At 58.3% G+C, this 23240-nt stretch carries 18 protein-coding genes and 3 tRNA genes; 9 read left to right on the forward strand and 12 right to left on the reverse strand.

All coding sequences use genetic code 11. The features are described 5' to 3' along the window. Window positions 1-168 precede the first annotated feature (168 nt). From ABCN01_RS02110 to ABCN01_RS02120, 3 genes are all read left to right on the forward strand, one after another. Window positions 169-245: transfer RNA gene (locus tag ABCN01_RS02110), tRNA-His, on the forward strand. A gap of 22 nt (window positions 246-267) precedes the next feature. Next, window positions 268-343, forward strand: a tRNA-Lys gene (locus tag ABCN01_RS02115). Between the two features lie 43 nt (window positions 344-386). Then, a tRNA-Lys gene (locus tag ABCN01_RS02120) sits at window positions 387-462 on the forward strand. Window positions 463-724: 262 nt separating this feature from the next. On the opposite strand, the gene dinD is transcribed toward ABCN01_RS02120, so the two are convergent. From dinD to ABCN01_RS02140, 4 genes are all read right to left on the reverse strand, one after another. Further along, window positions 725-1585 (reverse strand): DNA damage-inducible protein D, encoded by an 861-nt coding sequence (gene dinD, locus ABCN01_RS02125; protein WP_342997008.1) that lies wholly within the window; start codon window positions 1583-1585, stop codon window positions 725-727. A 161-nt stretch (window positions 1586-1746) separates the two neighbouring features. After that, a complete protein-coding gene (locus ABCN01_RS02130; RefSeq protein ID WP_342997009.1) occupies window positions 1747-3273 on the reverse strand; it encodes an FAD-dependent oxidoreductase in 1527 nt (508 codons plus the stop codon). Between the two features lie 256 nt (window positions 3274-3529). Further along, the gene (locus ABCN01_RS02135; RefSeq protein ID WP_006235553.1) at window positions 3530-4534 is read right to left on the reverse strand and encodes a GGGtGRT protein; all 1005 of its coding nucleotides are present in this window, start codon (window positions 4532-4534) and stop codon (window positions 3530-3532) included. 18 nt (window positions 4535-4552) lie between these two features. Then, window positions 4553-5287, reverse strand: coding sequence for an iron-sulfur cluster assembly scaffold protein (locus ABCN01_RS02140; protein WP_006235554.1), 735 nt, complete (start codon window positions 5285-5287; stop codon window positions 4553-4555). A 223-nt stretch (window positions 5288-5510) separates the two neighbouring features. Between ABCN01_RS02140 and ABCN01_RS02145 the strand changes: the two genes are divergently transcribed. Next, complete coding sequence (locus ABCN01_RS02145; protein WP_342997010.1) at window positions 5511-6500, forward strand: transposase; 990 nt, start codon at window positions 5511-5513, stop codon at window positions 6498-6500. A gap of 77 nt (window positions 6501-6577) precedes the next feature. Here ABCN01_RS02145 and sufU read toward each other — a convergent pair whose 3' ends face one another. From sufU to sufC, 5 genes are read right to left on the reverse strand one after another with little or no spacing between them, the layout of a single operon-like run. After that, entirely contained in the window at window positions 6578-7012 is a 435-nt protein-coding gene (gene sufU / locus ABCN01_RS02150) for a Fe-S cluster assembly sulfur transfer protein SufU (RefSeq protein ID WP_055286548.1), read from the reverse strand. Continuing rightward, a complete protein-coding gene (locus ABCN01_RS02155; protein WP_342997011.1) occupies window positions 7005-8330 on the reverse strand; it encodes an aminotransferase class V-fold PLP-dependent enzyme in 1326 nt (441 codons plus the stop codon). Before ABCN01_RS02155 ends, sufU begins: the two co-directional genes overlap by 8 nt. After that, window positions 8327-9598, reverse strand: coding sequence for a SufB/SufD family protein (locus ABCN01_RS02160; protein WP_342997012.1), 1272 nt, complete (start codon window positions 9596-9598; stop codon window positions 8327-8329). The genes ABCN01_RS02155 and ABCN01_RS02160 overlap by 4 nt, the downstream gene beginning before the upstream one ends. Next, window positions 9598-11010, reverse strand: a complete 1413-nt coding sequence (gene sufB, locus ABCN01_RS02165) for a Fe-S cluster assembly protein SufB (RefSeq protein ID WP_342997013.1) — start codon at window positions 11008-11010, stop codon at window positions 9598-9600. Before sufB ends, ABCN01_RS02160 begins: the two co-directional genes overlap by 1 nt. Window positions 11011-11022: 12 nt before the next feature. Next, window positions 11023-11823: a Fe-S cluster assembly ATPase SufC gene (gene sufC / locus ABCN01_RS02170; protein WP_117821353.1), complete on the reverse strand. Its 801-nt coding sequence runs from the start codon at window positions 11821-11823 to the stop codon at window positions 11023-11025. A gap of 223 nt (window positions 11824-12046) precedes the next feature. On the opposite strand from sufC, the gene ABCN01_RS02175 reads away from it, so the two are divergent. The 3 genes from ABCN01_RS02175 (at window position 12047) to ABCN01_RS02185 (ending at window position 16434) form a co-directional block, all read left to right on the forward strand. Next, window positions 12047-12478 carry an RrF2 family transcriptional regulator gene (locus ABCN01_RS02175; RefSeq protein WP_152067620.1) on the forward strand — a complete coding sequence of 144 codons (432 nt, stop codon included), beginning with the start codon at window positions 12047-12049 and terminating at the stop codon, window positions 12476-12478. A 139-nt stretch (window positions 12479-12617) separates the two neighbouring features. Beyond that, window positions 12618-14435: a VgrG-related protein gene (locus ABCN01_RS02180; protein WP_342997014.1), complete on the forward strand. Its 1818-nt coding sequence runs from the start codon at window positions 12618-12620 to the stop codon at window positions 14433-14435. A 202-nt stretch (window positions 14436-14637) separates the two neighbouring features. Further along, window positions 14638-16434, forward strand: a complete 1797-nt coding sequence (locus ABCN01_RS02185; protein ID WP_342997015.1) for an AAA family ATPase — start codon at window positions 14638-14640, stop codon at window positions 16432-16434. Between the two features lie 24 nt (window positions 16435-16458). Here ABCN01_RS02185 and ABCN01_RS02190 read toward each other — a convergent pair whose 3' ends face one another. Beyond that, the gene (locus tag ABCN01_RS02190) at window positions 16459-17478 is read right to left on the reverse strand and encodes a glycosyltransferase (protein ID WP_342997016.1); all 1020 of its coding nucleotides are present in this window, start codon (window positions 17476-17478) and stop codon (window positions 16459-16461) included. Window positions 17479-17673: 195 nt separating this feature from the next. Here ABCN01_RS02190 and ABCN01_RS02195 point away from each other — a divergent pair, with 195 nt between their 5' ends. Then, window positions 17674-19056, forward strand: a complete 1383-nt coding sequence (locus ABCN01_RS02195; RefSeq protein ID WP_342997017.1) for a hypothetical protein — start codon at window positions 17674-17676, stop codon at window positions 19054-19056. Here ABCN01_RS02195 and ABCN01_RS02200 read toward each other — a convergent pair. Both ABCN01_RS02200 and ABCN01_RS02205 read right to left on the reverse strand, forming a co-directional pair. Further along, a complete protein-coding gene (locus tag ABCN01_RS02200) occupies window positions 19053-20198 on the reverse strand; it encodes an acyltransferase family protein (RefSeq protein ID WP_342997018.1) in 1146 nt (381 codons plus the stop codon). The genes ABCN01_RS02195 and ABCN01_RS02200 overlap by 4 nt on opposite strands. Window positions 20199-20202: 4 nt before the next feature. Beyond that, entirely contained in the window at window positions 20203-21303 is a 1101-nt protein-coding gene (locus tag ABCN01_RS02205; protein ID WP_342997019.1) for a glycosyltransferase family 2 protein, read from the reverse strand. Between the two features lie 244 nt (window positions 21304-21547). Between ABCN01_RS02205 and ABCN01_RS02210 the strand changes: the two genes are divergently transcribed. Beyond that, a partial coding sequence (locus ABCN01_RS02210) for an N-acetylmuramoyl-L-alanine amidase family protein (RefSeq protein ID WP_342997020.1) occupies window positions 21548-23240 on the forward strand: 1693 nt, incomplete at its 3' end.

Below are 23240 nucleotides of genomic sequence, written 5' to 3' on the forward strand. Positions count from 1 at the left end.
GGGTATCGGGTTCCCACATTCATCCGCACATGTGCGGATGAATGTGGGAGGTGTTCGGATAAAGTTGATAATCAAGGGAAAAACTCTTTTCAAAATTCTTGAAAATTGGGGCTTGCATCGCGTGGCGTTCCTTGCAATAATAGTCGAGCGCGAAGCGCACAGGACACGGTGGGTGTAGCTCAGTTGGCTAGAGCGACGGGTTGTGGTCCCGTAGGTCGAGGGTTCGAGTCCCTTTACCCACCCCAGTTCTTGCTTCGTGTTGATATCGGGTCGTTAGCTCAGTTGGTAGAGCAGGGGACTCTTAATCCCAAGGTCCAGGGTTCGACCCCCTGACGGCCCACCACACGATATCTCCTCTAAAGTCCGCCACAACGGACTTTAGCTTTGGGTCGTTAGCTCAGTTGGTAGAGCAGGGGACTCTTAATCCCAAGGTCCAGGGTTCGACCCCCTGACGGCCCACCAAAGCATGTTAAAGCGACTGGCTTAGGCTGGTCGCTTTTTTGTTACCCCGGCATGGGGTCGAACCCGTCGGGGCGCGGAGCTGAGGAAATGCGTAAGCATTTACCAGCGTAGCGCGCAAGGCGCCTTGGCGCCGCAGCGGCCGTCTGCGCAGCAGGCTGACCCCCTGACGGCCCACCCAAAAGCATGTTAAGACGGTCAATTTCGGTTGGCCGTCTTTTTTATTAACCTCGCATGGGGCCGAACCCGTAAGGGCACAGACGCTTTACAAGTCGAGCCTGCCCTGGGGGTCGGTGAATCCGTCTGTACCCTCCTTGAGCTTTTTCTCGTCTGCTTTCACGCGACGTTCGAGCTTCTTTGTATCTTCGGCAGGCGGTAGGTTCTCGGGTACAATTCCGCGGTCGATGAGGCTGCCGCGCACGCTTGTGTTGTTCTCGACGTGCTCTTGCTTGATCTGGTCCAGACCGTACAGGTCGTGTTCCTCGGCGTTGAAGGCCGTCATCGAGTTCGTAAGGTCCTTTGCTTTGATGAGAACATCGGCTAGCCTGTCCGCCAATGCAGCACTCTTGGGCACACCAAGCTGCCGCTTCATGTCCGCCGTGCTTCTGCCGCCGAATAACGCCTCATCGCCCTTCGACTTGATGATCGCGAATCCTTTGGAGTCCACGCCTCGTTTGAACGCAATGCCCGAGAGCTGTTTCTCTGAATCGGATAGCGAGTGGCGCGCCTGCAAGCGCTGAATCTCTGCGAAGCGCTGCTCTATGAGCTCCTGACGGCGTGTCTGCACGGCGAAGTACGCCTGTGCGAGTGCGATTTCGGGCTTGTTTGGGTCTCCGTTTTGGGCGATTAAATAGCATGCGTAGCGCGTCAGCTTGTAGTCTTTTACGGCTCGTTTGGCGATGCCGGCATCTACCATTTTGCTGGCCTCAGCAAAATGGGCGGCAACAGGCATTTTATTGGTGTCACACGATGCCATGGATCTCTTAACTGCAGTCTCAAAATTACGCCATTGGGTGTATCCGAGGGGTTCCATTAAATCGCGTGCGAGCCAATACTCAACGCCGTCTTCTACATGGGCGTAGCTGTCAAGTTCGACACGCCATTTCTCGATATCCCTGCTGTCCATATCTCTTCCTTTCTGTTCGTTTGTCTACGTGGACTATGTCGACTCCGTATTCAGAATGAGTATATTTGCCCGCGCGGACACGAATGGGCCCTGTGTCGCTTTGAGCTCACGGGACCCATTAATATCGAGAAGTTGTGTTCTGCTCTGGAGGGGTGCTCGGCTTAGTCTGCTCGATAGTGCGAACCTAAGCTTTCAGTTCGCTTGCGCATGGCTTTGACCATTTCCTGTGCTAGTCGAATCTGCGACTCTAGGCGGGCGAGGGCTGCGATCTCGCTGTCATCGGCATGCGGCTTGCTCAGCGCCATGGCCTTGTCTTGCAGACTTTCAAGTTGTTGCAGGGCCTCAGATAGGCCTGTTTCGGTCCTGTTGATCATGCAAAAGGTGCTCATCGTGTGCCTAAGGCTGTGTGTCAGGCGTTCGGCATCTGTTGTGGCAATGCCGTACTGGGGGAGGGTGATATCCGCCTTCAGGGCCGCCTCAGGCTCTTTCTGCGCTGTGAGGGCTGCCGATGCGCCCGCGATACGTCCGAATACGATGCCGTTGGCGCTTGACAAGCCACCAATGCGGTCGGCGCCGTGCATGCCGCCTGTCGCCTCGCCGCAAGCGTAGAGGCCCTCAACGCCCGTGTGCGCGGTCTTATCGATCTTGATGCCGCCGTTAGCGGCGTGGGCATACATCGCAACGCGCATCTCGTCGGTCGGCGCGATGCCGTGCTCGTCTTGCAGCCAGGTGGCAAAGGTCTGCACAAACTCTGGGACATCCTCGCGGGGGAAGTCGTAGTGGAGTGCCAGGCCTTCGACACCTGCCTGATCGATGACGAGATCGATAGCGCGGGAGGCCAAGCGTGACGTGAAGGGACCATATCCAGAGCGCTGCTCGAGCAGGTCGTCCAGCTTGTCGTCGGCAATATCTACCGGCTGGTCTACATGCACGTAGCGCCAGGTTTTCTCGTTGAAGACCAAGTTACGCCTGGGCTCGATGAAGCCAGGCATCATCTGCATGAACTCTATATTAGTAAGTGTTGCGCCGTGCGCCAGTGCGATGGCCTGCGAGGAGCTGAGCACATCAGCCGACGTAAGGCTGCGCTCGAACAGGCCGCCTGTGCCACCGGCTGCGATGATCGTGGCCTTGGCAGCAAAGGGCACGATTCGATTTTCGGTAAGGTCGTAGAGTACGGTTCCGGTTATTCTGCCGTTCGTGTCCTCAACAAGGTCAATAAGCTCATGGCGGGGGAGCAGGCGAATGCCGAGTGACTCGATCCGGGTCGTCAGAGCGTCCTCAAGGGGCTTGCGGGTGAGGCCGCGCCACATGCGTGTCTTATGGTCAAAGCAAGGGATAAATTGCTTTTGCTGGGCGCTCTCGGCGCTTTGCGGGTGCTGGAGTTCTACGCCCAGATCCTGTTCGAGCCAGTCAATCGCTTGGGGAATGCAGTGGACGAACGTTTGGACGAGTTCGGGGTCGGCAACGCCGCCGCCGACGGTCTGAATGGTGTCGATGAGGTCCTGTTCATCGTCTTCGTTAACGGGTCCGATAAGCCCTAGGCCCCAGGTTCCGGGGAAGAAGCTCGATCCACTCATAGTCTTGCCGGCGCTTGCCACAGTGACGGTTGCACCCGTGCGTGCCGCTTCGATGGCGGCGCAAAGGCCCGCAATGCCAGATCCAATTACCAGTACATCAGTCGATTCCATCGGATTCCTTTCTCGTCCGGCGCATTGTCGCACGGGTGATCGGCAATGGGGCCGCAAAGACTCGGCAAATCGGTAAAGGGCAAATATGGCAGGTGGGCGTCATGGACGCTCTGACGCTCCATCTCATCACATCTTGTATTTCGCCCCAACTGATATATCGGCATTAGCTACCCTGCGACAGCGCAAACAAAAAGAGCCGCTACCCGGGTGGGTAGCGGCTCCAAAGCTCAACTATATGAGCATCGCGCGGGCGCGATTAGGCCTTGAGGGCCTCCTCGACGGCGACAGCGCAGGCGACGGTGGCACCGACCATGGGGTTGTTGCCCATGCCGATGAGACCCATCATGTCAACGTGCGCAGGCACGGAGGAAGAACCGGCGAACTGGGCGTCGGAGTGCATGCGGCCCATGGTGTCGGTCATGCCGTAAGAGGCAGGGCCGGCGCCCATGTTGTCCGGGTGCAGGGTACGGCCAGTGCCGCCACCAGAAGCGACGGAGAAGTACTTCTTGCCAGCCTCGAGGCGCTCCTTCTTGTAGGTGCCAGCGACGGGGTGCTGGAAGCGCGTGGGGTTGGTGGAGTTACCGGTGATCGAGATGTCGACGTTCTCGTGCCACATGATGGCAACGCCCTCGCGGACGTCGTCGGCGCCGTAGCAGTTGACGGCGGCGCGGGGACCATCGGAGTAGGGGATGGTCTCGACGACCTTGAGCTCGCCCGTGAAGTAGTCGAACTGGGTCTTCACGTAGGTGAAGCCGTTGATGCGGGCGATGATCTGAGCAGCGTCCTTGCCCAGACCGTTGAGGATGACGCGCAGCGGCTTCTTGCGAGCCTTGTTGGCGTTCAGAGCCAGGCCGATAGCACCCTCAGCGGCAGCGAAGGACTCGTGACCGGCCAGGAAGGCGAAGCACTCGGTGTCGTCGGAGAGCAGCATAGCGCCCAGGTTGCCGTGGCCCAGACCGACCTTGCGGTCCTCGGCGACGGAGCCGGGAACGGTGAAGGCCTGGATGCCCTCGCCGATGATGGCGGCAGCCTCAGAAGCGGACTTGGCGCCACGCTTGACAGCGAGAGCGCAACCGAGGGTGTAGGCCCACTCGGCGTTCTGGAAGGCGATGGACTGGGTGTTGTTGACGATCTCACGCGGGTTGAAGCCCTTGTCGGTGCAGATCTGCAGAGCTTCCTCGAGGGAGGCGATGCCGTTGTCGGCGAGGCACTTGTTGATCTTGTCAGCGCGGCGCTCGTAACCTTCGAACGTAACAGTCATAGTTATTTCCCTCCCTTTCTACTCGTGAACCGGGAACACGCTGGCGACGGAGTGAGTCTCCTCGTCGGTGCGCGGGTCGATGTACTTGGCAGCGTTCTCCCACTGACCATAGTGGCCCATAGCGCCAGCGATGGCCTCCTCGGGGGTCTTGCCGGCCTTGACGGCGTCGGTGAACTTGCCGAGGTTCAGGAACTCGAATGCGATGATCTCGTTCTTGTCGTTGAGAGCCATGCGGGTGACGTAGCCCTGAGCGAGCTCGAGGTAACGAGCGCCCTTGGCCTTGGTGCCGAACATGGTGCCGACCTGAGAGCGAAGGCCCTTGCCGAGGTCGTCGAGGGAGGCGCCCACGGGCAGGCCGCCCTCGGAGAACGCGGTCTGGCTGCGGCCGTAAACGATCTGCAGGAAGATCTCGCGCATAGCAACGTTGATGGCGTCGCAGACGAGGTCGGTGTTGAGGGCCTCGAGGATGGTCTTACCGGGAAGGATCTCGGAAGCCATGGCGGCAGAGTGGGTCATGCCCGAGCAGCCGATGGTCTCAACGAGGGCCTCCTCGATGATGCCGTCCTTGACGTTCAGCGTGAGCTTGCAGGCGCCCTGCTGAGGTGCGCACCAACCCACACCGTGCGTAAGACCGGAGATGTCGGAAATCTCCTTAGCCTGGACCCACTTGCCCTCCTCGGGGATGGGTGCGGGGCCGTGGTATGCACCCTTGGCAACGGGGCACATGTTCTCCACTTCCTGTGAGTACTGCATGCCTCTCCTCTCTATCGTGTTGGCGTCCCGTCTGGGGGCCGTGGCTGGCGATTGCCGGGCGACCCTTTGAAAGGGACATGACATGCAGCCCCTATAATACCGCGAAATGCACGGAATATTCGGCGAACGGCTCAGTTTTCGTAGCGAGAAGTCCGGAAGTTTTAATTGAAACGGTTTAACTCTATGTTCTGTGGTCGCGAACTTCCGTAGAGGGGGTCCGTCTTTGGCAAGCTTTTGGGCAGCTCTTGTATGCGTTGCAGGGGTTGACCTGTTGCAACGGTGCCGTTCGCCGCCTGTTTACTGCCTTTGGCCGCGTGAGCGAATTGTTTTGCGTGAATGTTTTGATGGCACGCTTCAATCGTGCTGTATTGGATGGCAAGCAGATCCCGGCGAAGGGAGCGCCATGCAGCGCGTTTGGAGAACGGTTACCGGCTTTTACCATGTCTGTGCCCGCGGTACGGGCAAGCAGCTCATCTTTGAGGGCGATGAAGACCGGTGGGAGTTCTTGGAGCTGATGCGTGAGTGCTGCCGCAAGGCGGGCGTGACGGTTATCGCCTGGTGCCTTATGGGCAATCACGTGCGTCTGGTGCTTGCAGATTACGAGGACGCGATGAGCGCGGCGATGCACCGGCTGCTTTTGACGTACGCGCGGCGGTTCAATAAACGCACGGGGCGCACAGGGCATCTGTTCCAGAACCGTTTTGACCGGCGCTCGCTCGATACCGACTGGCAGGTGATGGAGGCTATTCGCTCCGTTCACGCCGATCCGCAGGAGGCGGGCATCAGTCTCATTGAGCGTTATCCCTGGAGCAGCTTTCCGGAGCATTTGTGCGCTTACGACGGTGACGCGGCCGATGTCGCGAGGGGATTTTCTGATCCTTCTTGCGTGCTTGAGCTTTTTGGTTCTGCCGAGGGCTTTATTGCCTATTCGCTTTCGACACCCGACGGTAGCGAGCCGGCGCTGTGCGATATGAAAGAGACGGAGTGGGAACGCCACGCCTTTGCCAACAAGTTGGCGAAGCGCCTCGGGGTTCCGCTCAATGGGGTTAAAACTGCACCGCCGGCGCAGCGCGATACCGTTATTGTTGGATTGAACAATGCCGGCTTTACGGTGCGCCAGATTGAGCGGTATACCGGGATTGGCAAAAGTACCGTCTCTCGTATCGTGCGCGCTTATGCTCAGGTGGACGCGCAGGTCGAGGGATCGAAATAAAGGCAGAAAAGAAAATGGCCGAACCGCTCTTAGTCAAGCGATTCGGCCAACGAAATTCTTAAGATTTGGGATAAATACTACTGATTATTTTGCCCCTCGAGCATGCCGTCGAGGGTGCGCCAGGCGAGCTCGGCGCACTTGACGCGGGCGGGCATGTGCGAGATGTCCTGGAGCTGGGCGGCTTCGTCCAGGTCTTCCAGGTCCTCCTCGGAGAGCTGCTCGCCGCGGATCATGGCGAGGAAGAGCTCTGCCAGGCGGTGAGCTTCCTCGACGGTCTCGCCGGTGATGAGGTCGGCCATGATGTCGGCGCTGGCCTGGCTGATGGCGCAGCCGTGGCCGGTAAAGGAGGCCTCCTCGATCACGCCGTTCTCGACGCGCAGCTGCAAGGTGAGCTCGTCGCCGCAGCTGGGGTTGATGCCGTCGTGCTCGTGCGTGGGAGCATCCATCTCGTATTTATAGTCGGGGTGCGAGTTGTGCTCCATAAATGTGGTGGAGGTGTACAGATTACCCATTGAACGTGCTCCAAACGTGATGCAGGCCGGCGATGAACTTGTCGATGTCGGCCTTGTCGTTGTAGAAGGCCACGCTGGCGCGGCAGCAAGCAAGGTTTTCGACACCCAGCCAGGTAAGCAGCGGCTGCGCGCAGTGGTGGCCGGCACGGATGCAGACGCCGTCCATGTCCATGATGCTCGCGACGTCGTGCGGGTGGATGCCCTTGACGTTAAAGCTCACGACGCCGTGGTGGTTATCCCAATAGATGGAGCCGATGATCTGGACAAAGTCGAGCTGCATGAGCTCGCCCATCAGGTAGTGGACGAGTGCCTGCTCGCGTGCCTGGATGTTCTCGTAACCCACCGTGTTGACCAGGTAGTCGAGTGCCGCACCCGTGGCGAAGATGCCGGCGGCGTCCTGCGTGCCGGCCTCGAATTTCTCGGGGACGGGCGCCCAGACGGCGTCCTGCTCGGTGACCGAATCGATCATCTCGCCGCCAGTGAGCATGGGCGGCATGGCGTTGAGCAGGTCCATCTTGCCCCACAGCACGCCGATGCCCATGGGGCCCATGGCCTTGTGCGCGCTAAAGGCAAAGAAGTCGGCTCCCAGGTCGGCCACATCGACCGGCATGTGCGGCAGCGACTGCGCGCCGTCGACGACCAGATAGCCGCCGTACTTGTGGACGAGCTTGCCGAGGTTCTTGACCGGGTTCTCGACGCCCAGCACGTTAGAAATCTGACCCACGGCCAGAATTTTGGTCTTGGGACCAACCTTGGCAAGAACCTCCTCGGTGGTGAGCTGGCCGGTCTTGGTGGGGTAGAGGTAGACGAGCTTGGCGCCGGTTTCGCGGCAGACCTGCTGCCACGGGATTAGGTTGGAGTGGTGCTCCATGATGGTGATGACGACCTCGTCACCGGGCTCGAGCACCGTGGGTGCAAAGCTCTTGGCGACCAGGTTGAGCGACTCGCTCGTGTTGCGGGTGAAGACGACCTCGTTGGCCTGGGGAGCGCCGATGACGTCAGCGATCTGCTGGCGGACCTTCGCGATGGCCTCGGTGGCCTCGACGGACAGCGAGTACAGGCCGCGCAGGGGGTTTGCGTTCATGCGCTGGTAGAAGTCGCGCTCGGCGTCGAGCACGCAGGCGGGGCGCTGCGCGGTGGCGGCGCTATCGAGGAAGGCGATCTCGGGGTGCTGCTGGAAAAGCGGGAACTGTGCCTTGTAGGGGTTGGTCTCGATGTCCACAGTGGGCCAGCCGCGCGAAGCCTCGTCGCTGGCGTCGAGCTCCATGGGCTCGGGGGCAGTGCAGGTGTCGCATTTAACGTGCTCGGTGTCGATCATGCGAGCTCCTCTTCAAAGTTGTCGATCAGGTTGTTGCCCAGGCGGACGACGGCTGCGCGGGTGCGCTCGTCGGTGGCGGAAAGCGCGGCGTCCTCCAGCTTGGCGCGGATGAACAGGTCCTCGGCGGCGTTTTGGTCAAGGCCGCGGCAGGCGAGGTAGAACAGCTGCTCGTCGCGGACGTGACCGATGGTGGCGCCGTGGTTGCCGGCAACGTCGTCCTCGTCGCAGAGAATGACGGGAACGGTCTTGTTGTCGACGCCCTTGTTGGCCAAAAGCACCGTCTCGCGCTCGGTGCCGGTTGCACCCTTGCAGCCGTGCACGAGGTCGATGGTGCCGCGGTAGACCTTCTTGGACGTGCCGGTCAGCACGCCGTTGGCGTCGATCTCGCACTCGGTCTTGCGACCGCGGTGGCGCAGCTCGTAGTTAAAGTCGCGCACCTGCTCGCGGGCGCCCAGGTAGTCAGTATCGATGGTGACCTTGGCGGTATCGCCCAGCAGGTCGCCGGCAAGGCCGGTGGCGCTGGCGCCGGCACCCAGGACGGTGTGTTGCACGTTGACGCGCGCGCCCTCGTCCAGGAACAGGCCGGTGTCGTCGAGTGCGATCCAGCTATCGTCGAGTGTCTGCGTGCAGGTTACGTTGACGGTGGCGTACTCGTGGGCGCACACGCGTAGCACGGAGCCCACGACGCCTTGGCCGGCAACGGGGGAGTCCAGGGCTATGCACAAGTCGAGCGTTGCCTGCGGGCGGGCGACGACGTCGATAGCGGCGATGGCCGTGGCGGCGTCGACACCGCTCACGCGCACGGTAACCGTGGCGCGTCCGTACGCGGGCACATCGATGACGACGCGCTTGGTGGCGTGATCGGCCAGATAGGTGTAGGCGGCCTCGCCCATGCCGGTCTCGAAGGCCTCAGCGGGGGAGAGCTCCTCTTCGAGCTTGATAGCGCCGGCCTGGTAGACGGAGGTGGCGGGCACGTCGAGCTCGGTCTCGGGCGTGATGCGGGCGCGGTCGACGGCGTCGCCGGGGGCGGAGGCACGGCGCTCGGGGAAGCGCTCGGCCATGGCGTCCATGGCGGTATCGAAGGCGTCGGCCGAGCCGGCAAACTGCTCGTCCAGGCCCTCGACCTCAACGGCCTCGGCGGGAGCGGCGGCAAGTTCGTCCGAAAGCTCGAGCTTGGTCTGGTTCATCTTGAGCCAGCCCCAAGTGGCGGCCGGCATAGCGTTGACCTGCTCGAGCGTGGTAGCAGCGGTGTTGGTTTCCTGTTTCATTATCCGATCGCTCCTTCCATCTCGAGCTTGATCAGGTTGTTCATCTCGACGGCGTACTCAAGCGGCAGCTCCTTGGAGACCGGGTTGGCAAAGCCGTTGACGATCATGGTGCGGGCCTCTTCCTCCGATATGCCGCGGCTCATCAGGTAGAACACCTTGTCGTCGCCGATGCGGCCGATGGTGGCCTCGTGGCCGATGTCGACGTTCTTGGCGCGGATGTCCATGGCGGGGATGGTATCGGAGCGGCTCTGGTCGTCGAGCATCAGCGACTGGCAGCTCACGGTTGCTTTGGAACCTTCGGCCTTAGGCGTGGCCACGATGGAGCTGCGGAAGGTCTGGATGCCGCCGCTCTTGGAGATACCCTTGGTCTCGACGGTTGCCGAGGTGTCGGGCGCGTTGAGCACGACCTTGCAGCCGGTATCGAGGTTCTGGCCGGCGCCGGCAAAGGTAATGCCGGTAAAGCTCGAGCGGGCGCGACGGCCGTTGAGCACGCTCATGGGGTAGAGGTAGCCCACGTGGCTGCCGAAGGAGCCGCTGATCCACTCGATGTCGCCGTCCTCGTCCACGCGCGCACGCTTGGTGTTGAGGTTGTACATGTTCTTGGACCAGTTCTCGATGGTCGAGTATCGCAGGTGCGCACGCTTGCCCACAAAGAGCTCCACAGCGCCGGCGTGGAGGTTGGCCACGTTGTACTTGGGTGCGGAGCAGCCCTCGATAAAGTGCAGGTCGGCATCGTCCTCGACGATGATGAGCGTGTGCTCAAACTGGCCGGCGCCCTTGGCGTTGAGGCGGAAGTAGCTCTGCAGCGGGAAATCGAGTTTGGTGCCCTTGGGCACGTAGACAAACGAGCCGCCCGACCACACGGCACCGTGCAGGGCCGCAAACTTGTGGTCGGTGGGCGGGATGAGCGTCATGAACTTCTCGTGGATGAGCGGCTCCCACTGCGGGTCGTGCAGGGCCTCCTCGATGCCGGAGTAGACGATGCCCATCTTGGACGCGGTGTCCTGCATGTTGTGGTAGACCAGCTCGGAGTCGTACTGTGCGCCGACGCCTGCCAGGTAGCTGCGCTCGGCGTCGGGGATGCCCAAGCGCTCAAAGGTGTTCTTGATGTCGTCGGGCACCGACTCCCAGTCGTGCTTTTGGTCGGTGTTGGGTTTGACGTAGGTGACGATGTTGTCCATGTCCAGGCCCTCGATGGAGGGACCCCACGTCGGGTCGGGAAAACGATTAAAAATCTCGAGGGACTTGAGGCGCAGGTCGAGCATCCACTGCGGCTCGTTCTTTTTGGCGCTGATCTCGCGCACGATGTCGGGCGTGATGCCGGCGTCGAGGCGCTCGAATCCCTCCTCGCCATAGGTGAAGTCGTAGAGGCTGCGGTCGATGTCCGCGACCTCGGTGCGGTTCTTGGTCATTGCGTCGCCCCTTTACGCCTGCTGCTCGGCAGCGGCGGACTCGGCCTGGGCGCGCTGCTCGGCGGCCTCGCGCTCGAAGGTCTCAAAGCCGTTCTTGTCGATCCAGGGGATGAGCGAGGCGTCGTCCTCGCGCACGATGTGACCCTTGACCATAACGTGGACGCGGTCGACATCCAAGTGCTCCAGGATGCGCGTGTTGTGCGTGATAATGAGCATGGAGCCGTCGCAGCTCTTGCGGTAGGCGTCCATGCCGTGGCTGACGGTGGAAAGCGCGTCGACGTCCAGGCCCGAGTCGGTCTCGTCGAGGATGGCGAGCTTGGGCTGCAGCAGCAGAAGCTGGAGCATTTCGACCTTCTTCTTCTCGCCGCCCGAGAAGCCCACGCCCAGCTCGCGGTTGAGGTAGGCGGTATCCATGTTGAGCTCGGCCGCGAGCTCCTTCACGCGGCGGCGGAACTCCTTGCCCTTCATCTCCAGGCCGGGGCGGCCGGCGATGCTGGCGCGCAAAAAGCTCGACAGTGGCACGCCCGGAATCTCGACCGGAGCCTGGAAGCTCAGGAACAGGCCGGCGCGTGAACGCTTGTCGGTGGTGAGCTCGGTGATGTCCTGGCCGTCAAAGACGATGCGGCCGTCGTTGACCGTGTAGACGGGGTCGCCCATGACCAGGTGGCCGAGGGTGGACTTGCCGGCGCCGTTGGGTCCCATCAGCACGTGGGTCTCGCCGGCGGCGACGTTGAGGTTGACGTTGTGGAGGATGGTCTTCTCGTCCACGGAGGCGGTCAGACCTTCGATGGAAAGCAGCGGATTTGCGCTCATGCTGTCCCTCTCTGTATATGGTGTACTCATAGGTGTACTAAACCCTAGGAATCTTCTCGGAATAAAGTTACTATGGGTTCGGCGTTAGTCAAGGGAAAACCCGACTAATCCACTCGACTTTTTAGATGTGGGACAAAATAACAAGGTTTGTTTGTCCCACTTACTTAAGATTTGGGACAAACAAACCTGGTTATGTTGTCCCAGATGCGACGGGAGGGTAGGTATGCTCATTTCTTCCAAGGGCCGCTATGCCCTCCGGCTGATGATCTATATCGCGGCGCTCGGTGACGCCGAGGGCAAAATTGCCCTGCGCGAGGTTGCCGACCGCGAGCATATCTCGCAGAAGTATCTGGAACAGCTGGTTCGTCCGCTTATGAAGGCTGGCCTGCTTAAGAGCGTGCGCGGCAAGGGCGGCGGCTACATGATGGCCAAGGATCCCTCCGAGGTACGTGCGGGTGACATCCTGCGCGCCGTCGAGGGCAGCACGGCGCCCGTGGCGTGCGACGGCATCGACAACAGCTGCACCCGCAGCGATTTGTGCTCGACCGTCAAGTTCTGGCGCGGTCTGGACGACGTGATCGAAAAATACGTCGACGGCGTGACGTTGGCCGACCTGGCCGCCGTCCCCGAAATCAACTTTGACATTAAGCTGTAGGTTGAGCGCAATTCCTTAAGATTTCGCGGAGGGTTGTTGCCGTTTACCGAGGGGTTGTTGTGTAACAACGGGCGAGCTGCAATACTGATTTTTATCTTTGCAAACTGAACTTTAACTACACCAATGCAGGGAGGATCTTATGCAGCCCAAGCATTCCGCGATTGTCGCGGGCCTGACGCTGGCGCTTTCGTTTGGCGCCGTTTCCGCGCCGGCACCCGCCGCTGCCGAGGAGCCCACACCGGGCGTTGCCTCGGATGCCACCGATATCGACAAAGGTCTTTACACCCAGCAGTCCTTCTCGGGCGTGCTGAGGTCGGTCCAGGGCGTTTCGTTTGTCAACGTGACTCCCGAGATGAAGTACTTTACCAAGTACGAGAGCCATGGTAACTACAACCAGGGATTTTCGTATGGTGACGGCTATAACGCACTGGGCTACTATCAGTTTGATCGCCGCTGGTCGCTCATTCCGTTTATGAAGCAGGCCTACAACTACAACCCCGAAAAATACAGCATGCTCAAGGATGCGATTGATTGCGGCAGCGAGATTTCCAACACGAGCAATGCCATGTACGAGAACGGCCAGCTCACCGAGCTGGGCCATATCGCGCAGGATGCCTTCCAAGGTGCTTATAACACCGATCCTGCTGAGTTTTCGGCTCTGCAGGATGCGTATGCGTACAACTCGTACTATGCGGTGACCGAGGCGTGGCTTAAGAGCGCTCTTGGCATTGACATCTCCGGGCGCGCCGATTGCGTCAAGGGCATGGTGTGGAGCATTACCAACATGTGCGGCACCGGTGGCTGCAGGGACTTTTTCCGCTGGGCGAATCTTTCCAACGATATGTCCGACCGCGAGTTTGTGACGGCGCTCTCCAATAGCGTGGTCAACAATGTCGCCACCAAGTTTTCAAGTCAGCCCCAGTATCATGAGGGCTGGAAGAATCGTTATAAGAATGAGCTGAAGGACTGCTTGGTTTTTATCGCCGAGGATGAGGCTGCCGCTGCGACGCCCGTGCAGCCCGAGCCTGCGCCGGCGCCCTCGCCGACACCTGATTCGAATGACGACTCGAGTGACGATGCCAACGATGACAGGATGGATGCGCCCTCGACCGATGCTGACGGTAATGGCTCTGCTGGTGGCACTACCAACGACGGCTCTACCTCGAACGGCTCCGATTTGAACGGCTCTGCTGCGGGCGATTCGCCTTCAAGCTCTGCCGGCAATACGGACAGCGACGCTTCTGGTTCGACCGGCGCTGACACCTCTAACTCATCTACCGGCTCGAGCGATTCGTCCGTTGACACCGGCTCTAACAACGGCTCCGGCTCTGACGCAACCCCTGATTCCGATGCTTCCAAGGACGATTCGAATAAGGTGCCGGACGCTCCCGTTGCTTCGCCGGACAAGAAGCCTTCTTTCTCCGAGCAGCTTGGTTCTACGCTGGGTTCTTCGCTGATGGCTGGCGTCAATAACGGCTCGGCCCAGAACAAGGACAACTCTGATCAGGCTTCCACGGAAAAGACCGAAGCCGCAAAGGGCGACTCCAAGGACAAGGCTTCCGAGATGACCGAATTCGATAAGGGTTCTAGCTCTGAGGAGAAGAACGAGAAGTCCGCTCAGAAGAAGGACGAGGGTAAGAAGCCTGAACCTGAGGAGAAGGACAAGAGCAAGGACAAGACCGAGGACGGAAAGCAGCAGGGCGAGGACAGCGGTAAGAGCGGTGCTGACAACCAGGTCCAGGAGCAAAATGACTCCAAAACGGTGACCACCACGACCACGACGACTACAGCTACCAAGTCCTCGGGCGGCAACATGCCCAAGACGGGCGATCTGATTGTGATGGCGAGCCTTGCCAGCGCGAGCTTGGCCACACTGGGCGCTACGTCTATCGTAAGTGGTAAGCATAAGCTCGATCAGCAGAAGAAGGCTTCTGGGGAGGACGGCTCGGAGGAGTAGCCTCTCGGTTGCCAGATAACTAAAGAATCGGGACGGGGTCCGGTGCGAATGCGTCGGGCCCCGTTTTGTTGTGCAACGATTAGTTGTGCCCCCTCACACCTCTTGTTGCTACCGTTGCCCGATATGTTCGCGCGGCGACATCGGTACATGCGATGCGGTCATTACAATTGGCATCGTGCTGCGATTTAGGGGGAACGTTTTGGTGTCTGAACAGGCAAATGTTGATTGTGCTGCTGGCTTTGGCGTGCGCTTGATCGGCTGTGCCGACGATGCGGTTTTGCCCATTGGCATACACGACTATGCGGAGGCCCTTGGTTGCTGCGTGCTGGTTGACAAGACCATGTTTATTGCTGATGTGTTGGACTGCGACGCGTCCGTTGTGGTGTGCTGTCGACCCGAGGGTTTTGGCAAGAGCATGAACTTGTCGATGCTCAGGGCTTTTCTGGAGCGTCCAGCGGTCGGTCGCTCTGGTCAGCGTTTGTTTGCCGATGCTCAGATTTGGGATGCAGACGGCGGGCGCTATCGGGATGAGTACGCTTGCTATCCGGTGATATCGCTGGACTTTTCTGGCGCTGCGAGGCGTGGCGCCGCTATTGCCGACGTCGTGCGCGATGCTCTTTCGGGCGAGTGCGCTCGTCTGCTGGCGCTTTTGGAGGCTCCGGATTTAGCTCGAGACAAGGTGCGTCACATCGAACGCGTTGCGCGTGGCGCGGCGAGCGAGGATGAGGTCGCCTCGGTGCTTGGCGTGCTCATAGAGCTGCTGGAGATTGCCTGCGATGAGCAGGTTGTATTGCTCGTTGATGGGTACGATGCGGCGTGGTCTCGCCGTGCGAGCGCGAGGGACGCTTCCGACGCCGATCCGGCAGAACTACTTGACCGTGCGCTGTTTGACGCCATTGCCACTGCGCGCGATTCGTTGCGGCTGACGTGTCTGATGGGGGAGTGTCCCGGTCCCGCCGAAGCGGCGCTTTCTTCGCGCGGCTGCTCGTATTGTCTGACGACGCCGCTGTCGGCGTGGTGTGACCGTTGGTTCGGTTTTTCGGATGCCGAGGTCGAGGCTCTGTTGAATCATGCTGGGCGCGAGGAATACCTGGATGATGCGCGTGAATGGCTCGAGGGATATCGGTTTGGCAGGGCCTATTGCTCGAGTCCAGAGCGTGTGATCGGTTTTCTGGGCCGAGGCTGCACGGCGCCTGTGCGTGCCGATCTGTATGGATATGCCAATTGTCTGAGTAGGGTAGTTGCCGGGTGGAATCTCGACCGCCTTTCGGTCTTGTTTGATTTGCTCGAGGCCCATGGGTGCGCTGAGGTCCCGCTTTGTTTGGGCACTGCAGAGCCAGATGTCTCGCCTGACGATGGCATGTGGACAGCGCTGTATCTGTCCGGTTTTCTCACGACGGATATGACTGAGGAGCCGGAGCATGGCGATCGCCTCCGTGCTTTGCGATTGCCCAATAACGAGCTTCGCCAGACCTTGCGTCTAGTGATTATTGAGTGGTTTGAGTGCGCTGCAGAAGACATTCGAGACGTCGATGCGTTTCGCGACGGGCTGTGCCATGGGAACGAGGATACCGTGAGGCGGGCGCTAAGCCGCATCTTAGGAGATGCGGGAATCGGTGCGACCGACCCAGATGCGCCACTGCCATATCATCTGCTCTTGCAGGGGCTCTGCTTTGGCTTGCCGGGCTATGCCAATCCTGCCTCGAGGCGAAAGTGTGGCGCGGGTCGCTGCGACATCCAGGTTTTTCCTACGGGCGCCGTGTTCGACATAGCCGATACGATCGGTATGCTCGATGAACGTCCGCTGATAACGATCAACATGATGTATGACCCCGGTGTGGATGCGCTGGGCCTGGAATTGCTGGCCGTGCAGGCGCTGCTCGACATAGAGCGCGACGGCATCGACGAAATCCGTGTGCCGCGCCCCGGCGTGGGTCGCATGCGCTGGGGGTTCGGTTTTGATGGGCAGCATGTGGCTACGGTGTGTCAGCGGCTTTAAGCGCCGAGGTGTTTCCGGCTTCCGTTACTCGGTGTCCTTCATGGGCGGCATGGGCTTCCAGTTGGGATCCTTGACGATCTTGCGGGCGTCCTTCATGCCTCGGCGCAGCGCCGGAATACCGGTCTTGAAGCACTTGTCAACGGCAGCCAGGCGAATGAACTCCTTGCAGAAGGTCGCGACGTTGCCCAGACGGAACAGCGCGGGGTGATAGTCGCCGTAAATCTGCATGTAGCGGGCCAGATAACCGCGGTTGCGCATGATGTAGTAGCGGTTGGTGTCGCTCGTAGAGTTGAGCTGGCGCTTGCCGGCGATATCCCAGTTAGAGACAGCGCGGGCACGCTTGAGCACCACGTCGGCAACAACGGCGGCGGGGAAGTGCTGGCTGGCCACGTAGCCGTAGCAGGCATCGTCGCCGTAGATGAAGAATCGCGCATCCGGCAGGCCGATCTTGTCGACCACGCGGCGCGAGAACAGGCCGCCTTCAAAGCACAACTGGTTCATGGCGCGGTAGCCCTTGGGGCCCAGGTCACACTTAGCGATGGGGTTGGGGATACCAAGCGAAAGGATGAGCTGGTACTGCCAAAAGAAGGCGCCGCCGTCAAAGTCCAGGCGCGAACCCTGGATGACATCGTAGCGGTCGGTCCACTTGGCAAGACGCTCGATGCCTTCGGGGATGACGAGCACGTCGTCGTCCATCACCCAGAACCACTGGGCGCCCAGGTCGTAGGCGCATTTGGTGCCGGCGGAGAAGCCACCTGCACCGCCGCCGTTTTCGAGCTGCGGGGCGTAGATGACACGGTCGGTGTTACCCTGTGAATCGGGCTGATCGGTGTCGATGCCCCATAGGTTGGCCAGGCGCTCGTTGAATGCGGTGCACATGGCCTCGGTCTCGCGCGAATTCTCGTTATCGACAATCACGATGCGCCAGGGCGTTGCCGTGAGCTCGGTCATGGAGTCGAACAAGTTGGCCAGGAGTTCCTGACGCTTGTACGTAACGACGACGATGGCGAGCTTATCGATGGGAGCGGGGAGGGTGGAAGTCATGAACGAGAATATCCTTTCGCGTGGGCAGCATATCGGCCCTGCGGAATAAACAACGTGTCCCATGGGACACGACTATTGTAAGCGTAGGCGGGCGCCCGCGGGTAATGTTCCGCTAATCACCAAGAACGTTTGCTACAAGCTTGGTTGACGTGTGAGCGTGGCGAGGTTGCAAGCGCGCATTGTGGTATTACATAGATGCCGATTCCTGTGGATGCGATCTTTCTGTTTGGATGCCCTGTGAATAAAACTCGTTTAGCCTCCTTTGCCGACACCCTGCCCGCCAAATGCCTGCTGCTGTTCGTGGCATTTCAACTTGTCTTTGTCCTGAGCAATACCGCGGCGAATTGCCTACCGAGGCCCGTTATCGAGTCGCATGCGCAGGGTTCGGAGTCCTCGGCCCTGTTGTCTGACATGTATGTCTACGACCACCGTGTTGCAGCTGGTCCTGTTTGCTTTGACAACAATCGCTTTATCATTGAAGTCGCACAGCAAAAGGACCAAGGTTCTCCGTTTAAGACGATGGCTGTTGCCGAGATTGATGACGTTACGAAAGCCGGCGGGATTACGCATCAGCAGTACTACCGGTATTGGCATGGATGGCAGCTGCTTACGAATGTCTGCCTGTTTATTGGCGGTATCGACGTTGTCGTGGCGCCCGCAGCTGCTCTGGCGATTGTCGGCTCCGCTTGCGCTTACGTTGCCTTGCGGAAACGGTTTTCAAAGCCATTGACGTTGGGTTTCCTTGCAATCCTGTTGTTCTCGACCAATCTGTTTTTCAATGTTATCGGTGATCTGCTACTGTGCATCTCGTTCTTTGTGGCGCTCATCATGATGTCTTGCATGAGCCTTCGTTTGGACTCGGCCCCGAACGCACGGGTTTTCATAAGCCGTCTTGTCCTTTGGTCGATAGCGACGGGCGCCGTGTTTTCGTTTCTTGACTTTTTAACCATTCCTGCCGCAGTCGTCGCCCTGCATTGCTTTTTCGCCTTCATTGCGCTCCCCGAGGGTGAGCGCCCCAAGCGCTGCGTCGTCACGATGCTGCAGGCACTCTTTGGGTTTGGGCTTTCGTTTGTGTTTACCTGGGCGATGAAATGGGTTGTCGCGGCATTTGTGCTGGGTTGGAACGAGGTCTTTTCGAACGTTCTGGGCGAGATGGGCATTTGGTCTGCGCATGGGGCTTCGTCACTGTTGCCCCAAGCTGACTGGCCTCAGGTTTTGAAGGAGTTTTATTGCATGAGCCCGCAGCTGTTTGCCATTTGCTCAACTGCTGGTTATGCGATGATCTCGAACGTCGTTTGTCTTGTTTCGTTTGCTGCCGTATTGGTGATCTGGATTGCCGTATTCGTATGCTCAATACGGGGTGGCGCGCAAGGCGGTCGTCGTCGCAAGGTGTTGATTCGGTCGCTACTCATGGTGCTGCCTCTGGTTGTTGTTCTGGGTTATTTCGTTGTTATGCATGACCATGCGATCGTTCATATTCCGGTATTTGGCTGCAAGAACTGGGCGATTGTTTTTGCGATTTTATTTGCTTCTGGTGTAAGCGCGCTTCGTGGTCTGCAGGGTCAGAAGGACGTCTAACTGTTCATATGGGCCTTGATGGTGTCGACCACAGTCCGGCGAACGATATCCACGAGGAGTAGGGCAAGCGCGAGACAAAGGCTCATAAGGATTCCGAACAAAATGGCGGCGGCTGGATGGGGGTCTCCCGTTTGGATGCCTGACGCCATGGTGTAGATTGCATTGTCAAAGATGGGTCGCCAGACATTGCAGGTAAACGATTGTACGGCGTAGAAAGCGAGCGTTCCTGCGGCGAGAGACATGATTGTCTTGTCTGCAGCTGGGACTTCGTGGCGCGGCTGATGGAGCGCTGCGGCGGCAACGGATGCGACGGCCAAGATGAAGGATATGACGGAAGTTGACTTGTAGGAGAGCTTCCAGAGCGCGTTGTACTGGCTGTTTGCCGATAGCAGAAGCTCGAGCGCGATGGTGGCGGCACCGAGTCCGATGAGTGCGATCTTGGATTTTTGAGCGCCGGATGCGTTGCCGTGGTATTTGAGGACAAAGCGCATTTCTCCAGCTGCAATAAACGCGACCAGGTAGGTAACGGCGCTCATGAGCTTGCGCCACAAAACGATACCGGCCGCTTCGTTTGCCGTCGCTGCGATGTGGCAGTTGATTCCAAATGTTGCGAGCACGAGAAGTGCTACGACAAACGGGGCCCTTTTGCTGCCGATCCGCTGTCGTATCAGCGCAATCATTGGGACGAGCAATACGGAGGCGGCGTAGACCCAGATAAACTCGATGCCCAACGTGAGCCAGCCGATCTCGTGTAGTGAGATTTCAGGCAGGGGATAGACGTACATCGAGACAAGCAGGCAGACAGCGCAATAAAAGAGCGTGGGCAAGACGATCTTCTTTAACCGCGCAAACGATTTACGAGTGAGGCCCCGCGCGGATGACCCGTTTTGGAGGGCGTGTCCCGCCGAGGGAATAAGGAAGTATCCCGAGATCATAAAAAAGACCTCGTTGGCCCAGCAGCCCAGCAGGTTGATAAAGCCGAGCGCGCCGGAGTAAGGGAAGACAGCGAGCGGCGCATATTCCGGTAGGCCGGTGCAGACGGCTTGGAAGGTCCATTGAAACGTGTGGAATATGGCAATCCCGGCGACCGCGACCAAGCGCAGCGCTTCGATGGAGGTATTTCTGCTTGCTTTGCTGCCCATCAGACTATTTTCCAGCGCGTGCGTTGTATGAACCAAAGTGCGATGTGATCATTTTTAGAGTTTGCTTGGGCCCCTTGTTCCATACGTTATACAGGCCCTCGCCCACGAGGTCCTTTGCGTATGCGCAGTAGCTGATATTAGGGTTGGCGATGCCCATATACTCGGCATAGAGCTTTTTGGCCGCAGGGGTAACGCGGGGATTGGCAAATACCAGCTCTTGCGGCATGCGTTCGAACATCCTGCGGATCGCCCGCTCGATTTCGGGATGCCCCTCAATTCCGGTGTGCTCAATCATGATGCCCATATAGGTGAAGCCGCGTGTGATTTGCGGTGTCCAGACGGCGGAGTCGGTGACGTTGAGCCGCTCAAGAATATCGACCATGTCGTTCCAGCGATTAAACGGCATCAAGGGGTCACGCTTTGCCAGGGCGGCCGCCTTTTCGGGTGTTTCCTCACGGTAGCAATAATACGGCTTGGGCCAGTAAGCGATGGCCTTTGCCTGGCATAGCGTTTCGACGAGGAATGGATTATCGGCCCAACCTGCACCGGGGATTTCCTTAAACCAGATATTGTTTTGCATCAGGAAGTCGCGACGATAGATTGCCGACCAAATGGACGGATGGTGAGCCAGCAGGTGTGGAGCGTCGTGAATGGTGAACGGTTGCCGAGACGGTTTGATGCGACCACGATATGCGCAATGTAGTTTGACCTCTTGGGGGGTATCGGGGTTGCGAATGATCCAATACGGGGTCTCAATAATATCGAGCTTGTTCTGACCGCCAAATTCGCGCTTGGCAAAGGCAAACATGTCGGAGTACATTCCGGGCTCGATCCAGTCATCGGGCTCGAGGATGGCAATCCAGTCGCCCATTGCCTCGCGAATGCCCAGATTGCAGGTTGCGCCGTAACCCTGGTTTGCCTTATCGATCACTTGAACGCGTGAGTCGCGCGCAGCGAAATCTTGCATAATGGCGAGCGAGTTGTCGGTGGATCCGTCGTTGATGGCGAGGATTTCCAGTTCGATTTTGTTTTCGTTTAATAGGCTGCCTATAGCCTGAGAAAGATACGGCTCGGCATTGTAAGTAGGCACGATTACGGTCAGCATTCAAACACTTTCTCTAGGAGATTTGGAAGAATTATACCTAATTGCATTTGCAACGGTTTTAGTTGCGTTTGGGTGGAGGCAACGGTAAGGGTTGCCTATTTAGCTGGTGGCCAAACGAGCCGGGACTCTCCGTTTCGTGCCATCTTGATTCAACACGATTCCTTTCCATGACAATTGTTCAAAAGAAGAGATAAATGATGGATAATGTTGCAACATCGATGTTCATTTTGACTGGGGATTCAATATGAAAAAGGTTTTACGTGCTGCGGCTACGCTTTTTTTGGCTGCTCTTCTGACGTTTTCGTCATTGATGAGTCCTGTGGTTGCTGCTTACGGGTTGAACGAGGCACAGCCCGCTGAAGCTGTGACGGATGTGGCTTCTGCAGGTGATGACGGAGTGGCTGCACGCGATGACTATGCTGAAAGCAGCGAGGCTACCGTTGACCAATCACCGATTGAAGGGGATATTGAGACTATCGACTCGTTGAGCCAAGGCACAACTGAAAGCGATGTCAAGACCGAGCAACAGGTCGATTCGGTCGAGTCGGACTTTCAATACGTTTACCTGGCCTACCCAAGCCTTCCCTCCGGATCCAATCAAGTCATTGCTTTTGCTACGCCTAATGACGGCGAAGTTCTTTCCTCTGCTGCGCTTGGCTATGTGAGTGCCAACGGCGTAAAGGGCTCTGTCGACGCGTCTGCTACGGCTGATAATTCTGCCGCCTTTACCTTTGGCGCAAAACTCGAAGCTAATACTTATTTCCTCACTTCGATTTCTTATTGTCTAGAGGGAGATGGGGCTGAGCATAAGATTGATCTTTCTAATCGAGATTATTCATTCACCGTCGTAGATAGCTCTGTGAACTCCGAGGGGACATCCGTTTATTATGCAGATGGGGACGGAAATGCTGTTGAGGCCCAGTCTATTCAGCAGGCGTTGGAGTGCGCCGATTCTCCGGATGGTGTTTCTACCTATGCCACTCGTTCTGCACGCAATGTTGGTGTAATTGCTCTCGATGCGGGTCACGGCGGTTCTGATCCTGGCGCGCAGGGAAATGGCAAAAGCGAAGCCGATCTTACTTGGAAAATCGTAACGGCGTGCAAGAATAAGCTTGAAGCCTATGGTTTCAAGGTAGTTCTTTCTCGTGAGCAATACGGCAATTATTCAGGTGACGATTATCTTTATCGTGTTCAGCGCTGCATCGATCAAGGCGCTCAGGCTTTCGTTAGCTTCCATATTAATTCCGGATCTCCTGCCGCTCATGGTGCTGAGGTTTATGCTCCTACTGCGAATGGCACTGATTGCACACAGGTTTCTGTAGAACTTGCAAATAAGGTTATGAACAATCTTGCCGCTATGGGCCTTTCGTACCGCGGCGTATTCCAAATGGAAGTAGGCGATGAGTTCGCTGTTATCCGATGCGCCCGTGAACAGGGAATCCCTGGCATCTTGATTGAACACGGCTTTATCTCGAATTCCGGCGATGTTGCCAACTATTTCTCTGATGACGGCTGCCGTCGCCTTGGCGAGGCTGATGCTGCTGCAATTATTGCGCAGTTTCCGCATCCTTATTCCATTGATGGAATTACATTCTCTGAAGAATTGGGGCGTGCTGGATCTTCCATTAAGGTTGGCGTGAATGTTACCGGTAAGACCGATGGTCTTAAGTACAAATTTGTTTGGCATAAAGTCGGAGCCAATTGGAACAGCTCAAATTGGGGTGTAATTGGCCAAGATTTGACCAGCCCGTCTGTTACTTGGACTTTGCCACTAGCTGGTGAATATGAAATTTATGCCGATGTTGTCGACTCTAATGGTTACATATCGAGCACTTCAAAATATAAAGTAGTCAATTGGTCCGTCGAGGGCCTCGACGTCTCCGGCGAGGCGCGCTCCGGCAAGCCGCTCAGGCTCCAGGCCAGGGTCTCCGGCGACA

The organism is Collinsella aerofaciens (genome assembly GCF_039062365.1).
GTDB lineage: Bacteria > Actinomycetota > Coriobacteriia > Coriobacteriales > Coriobacteriaceae > Collinsella.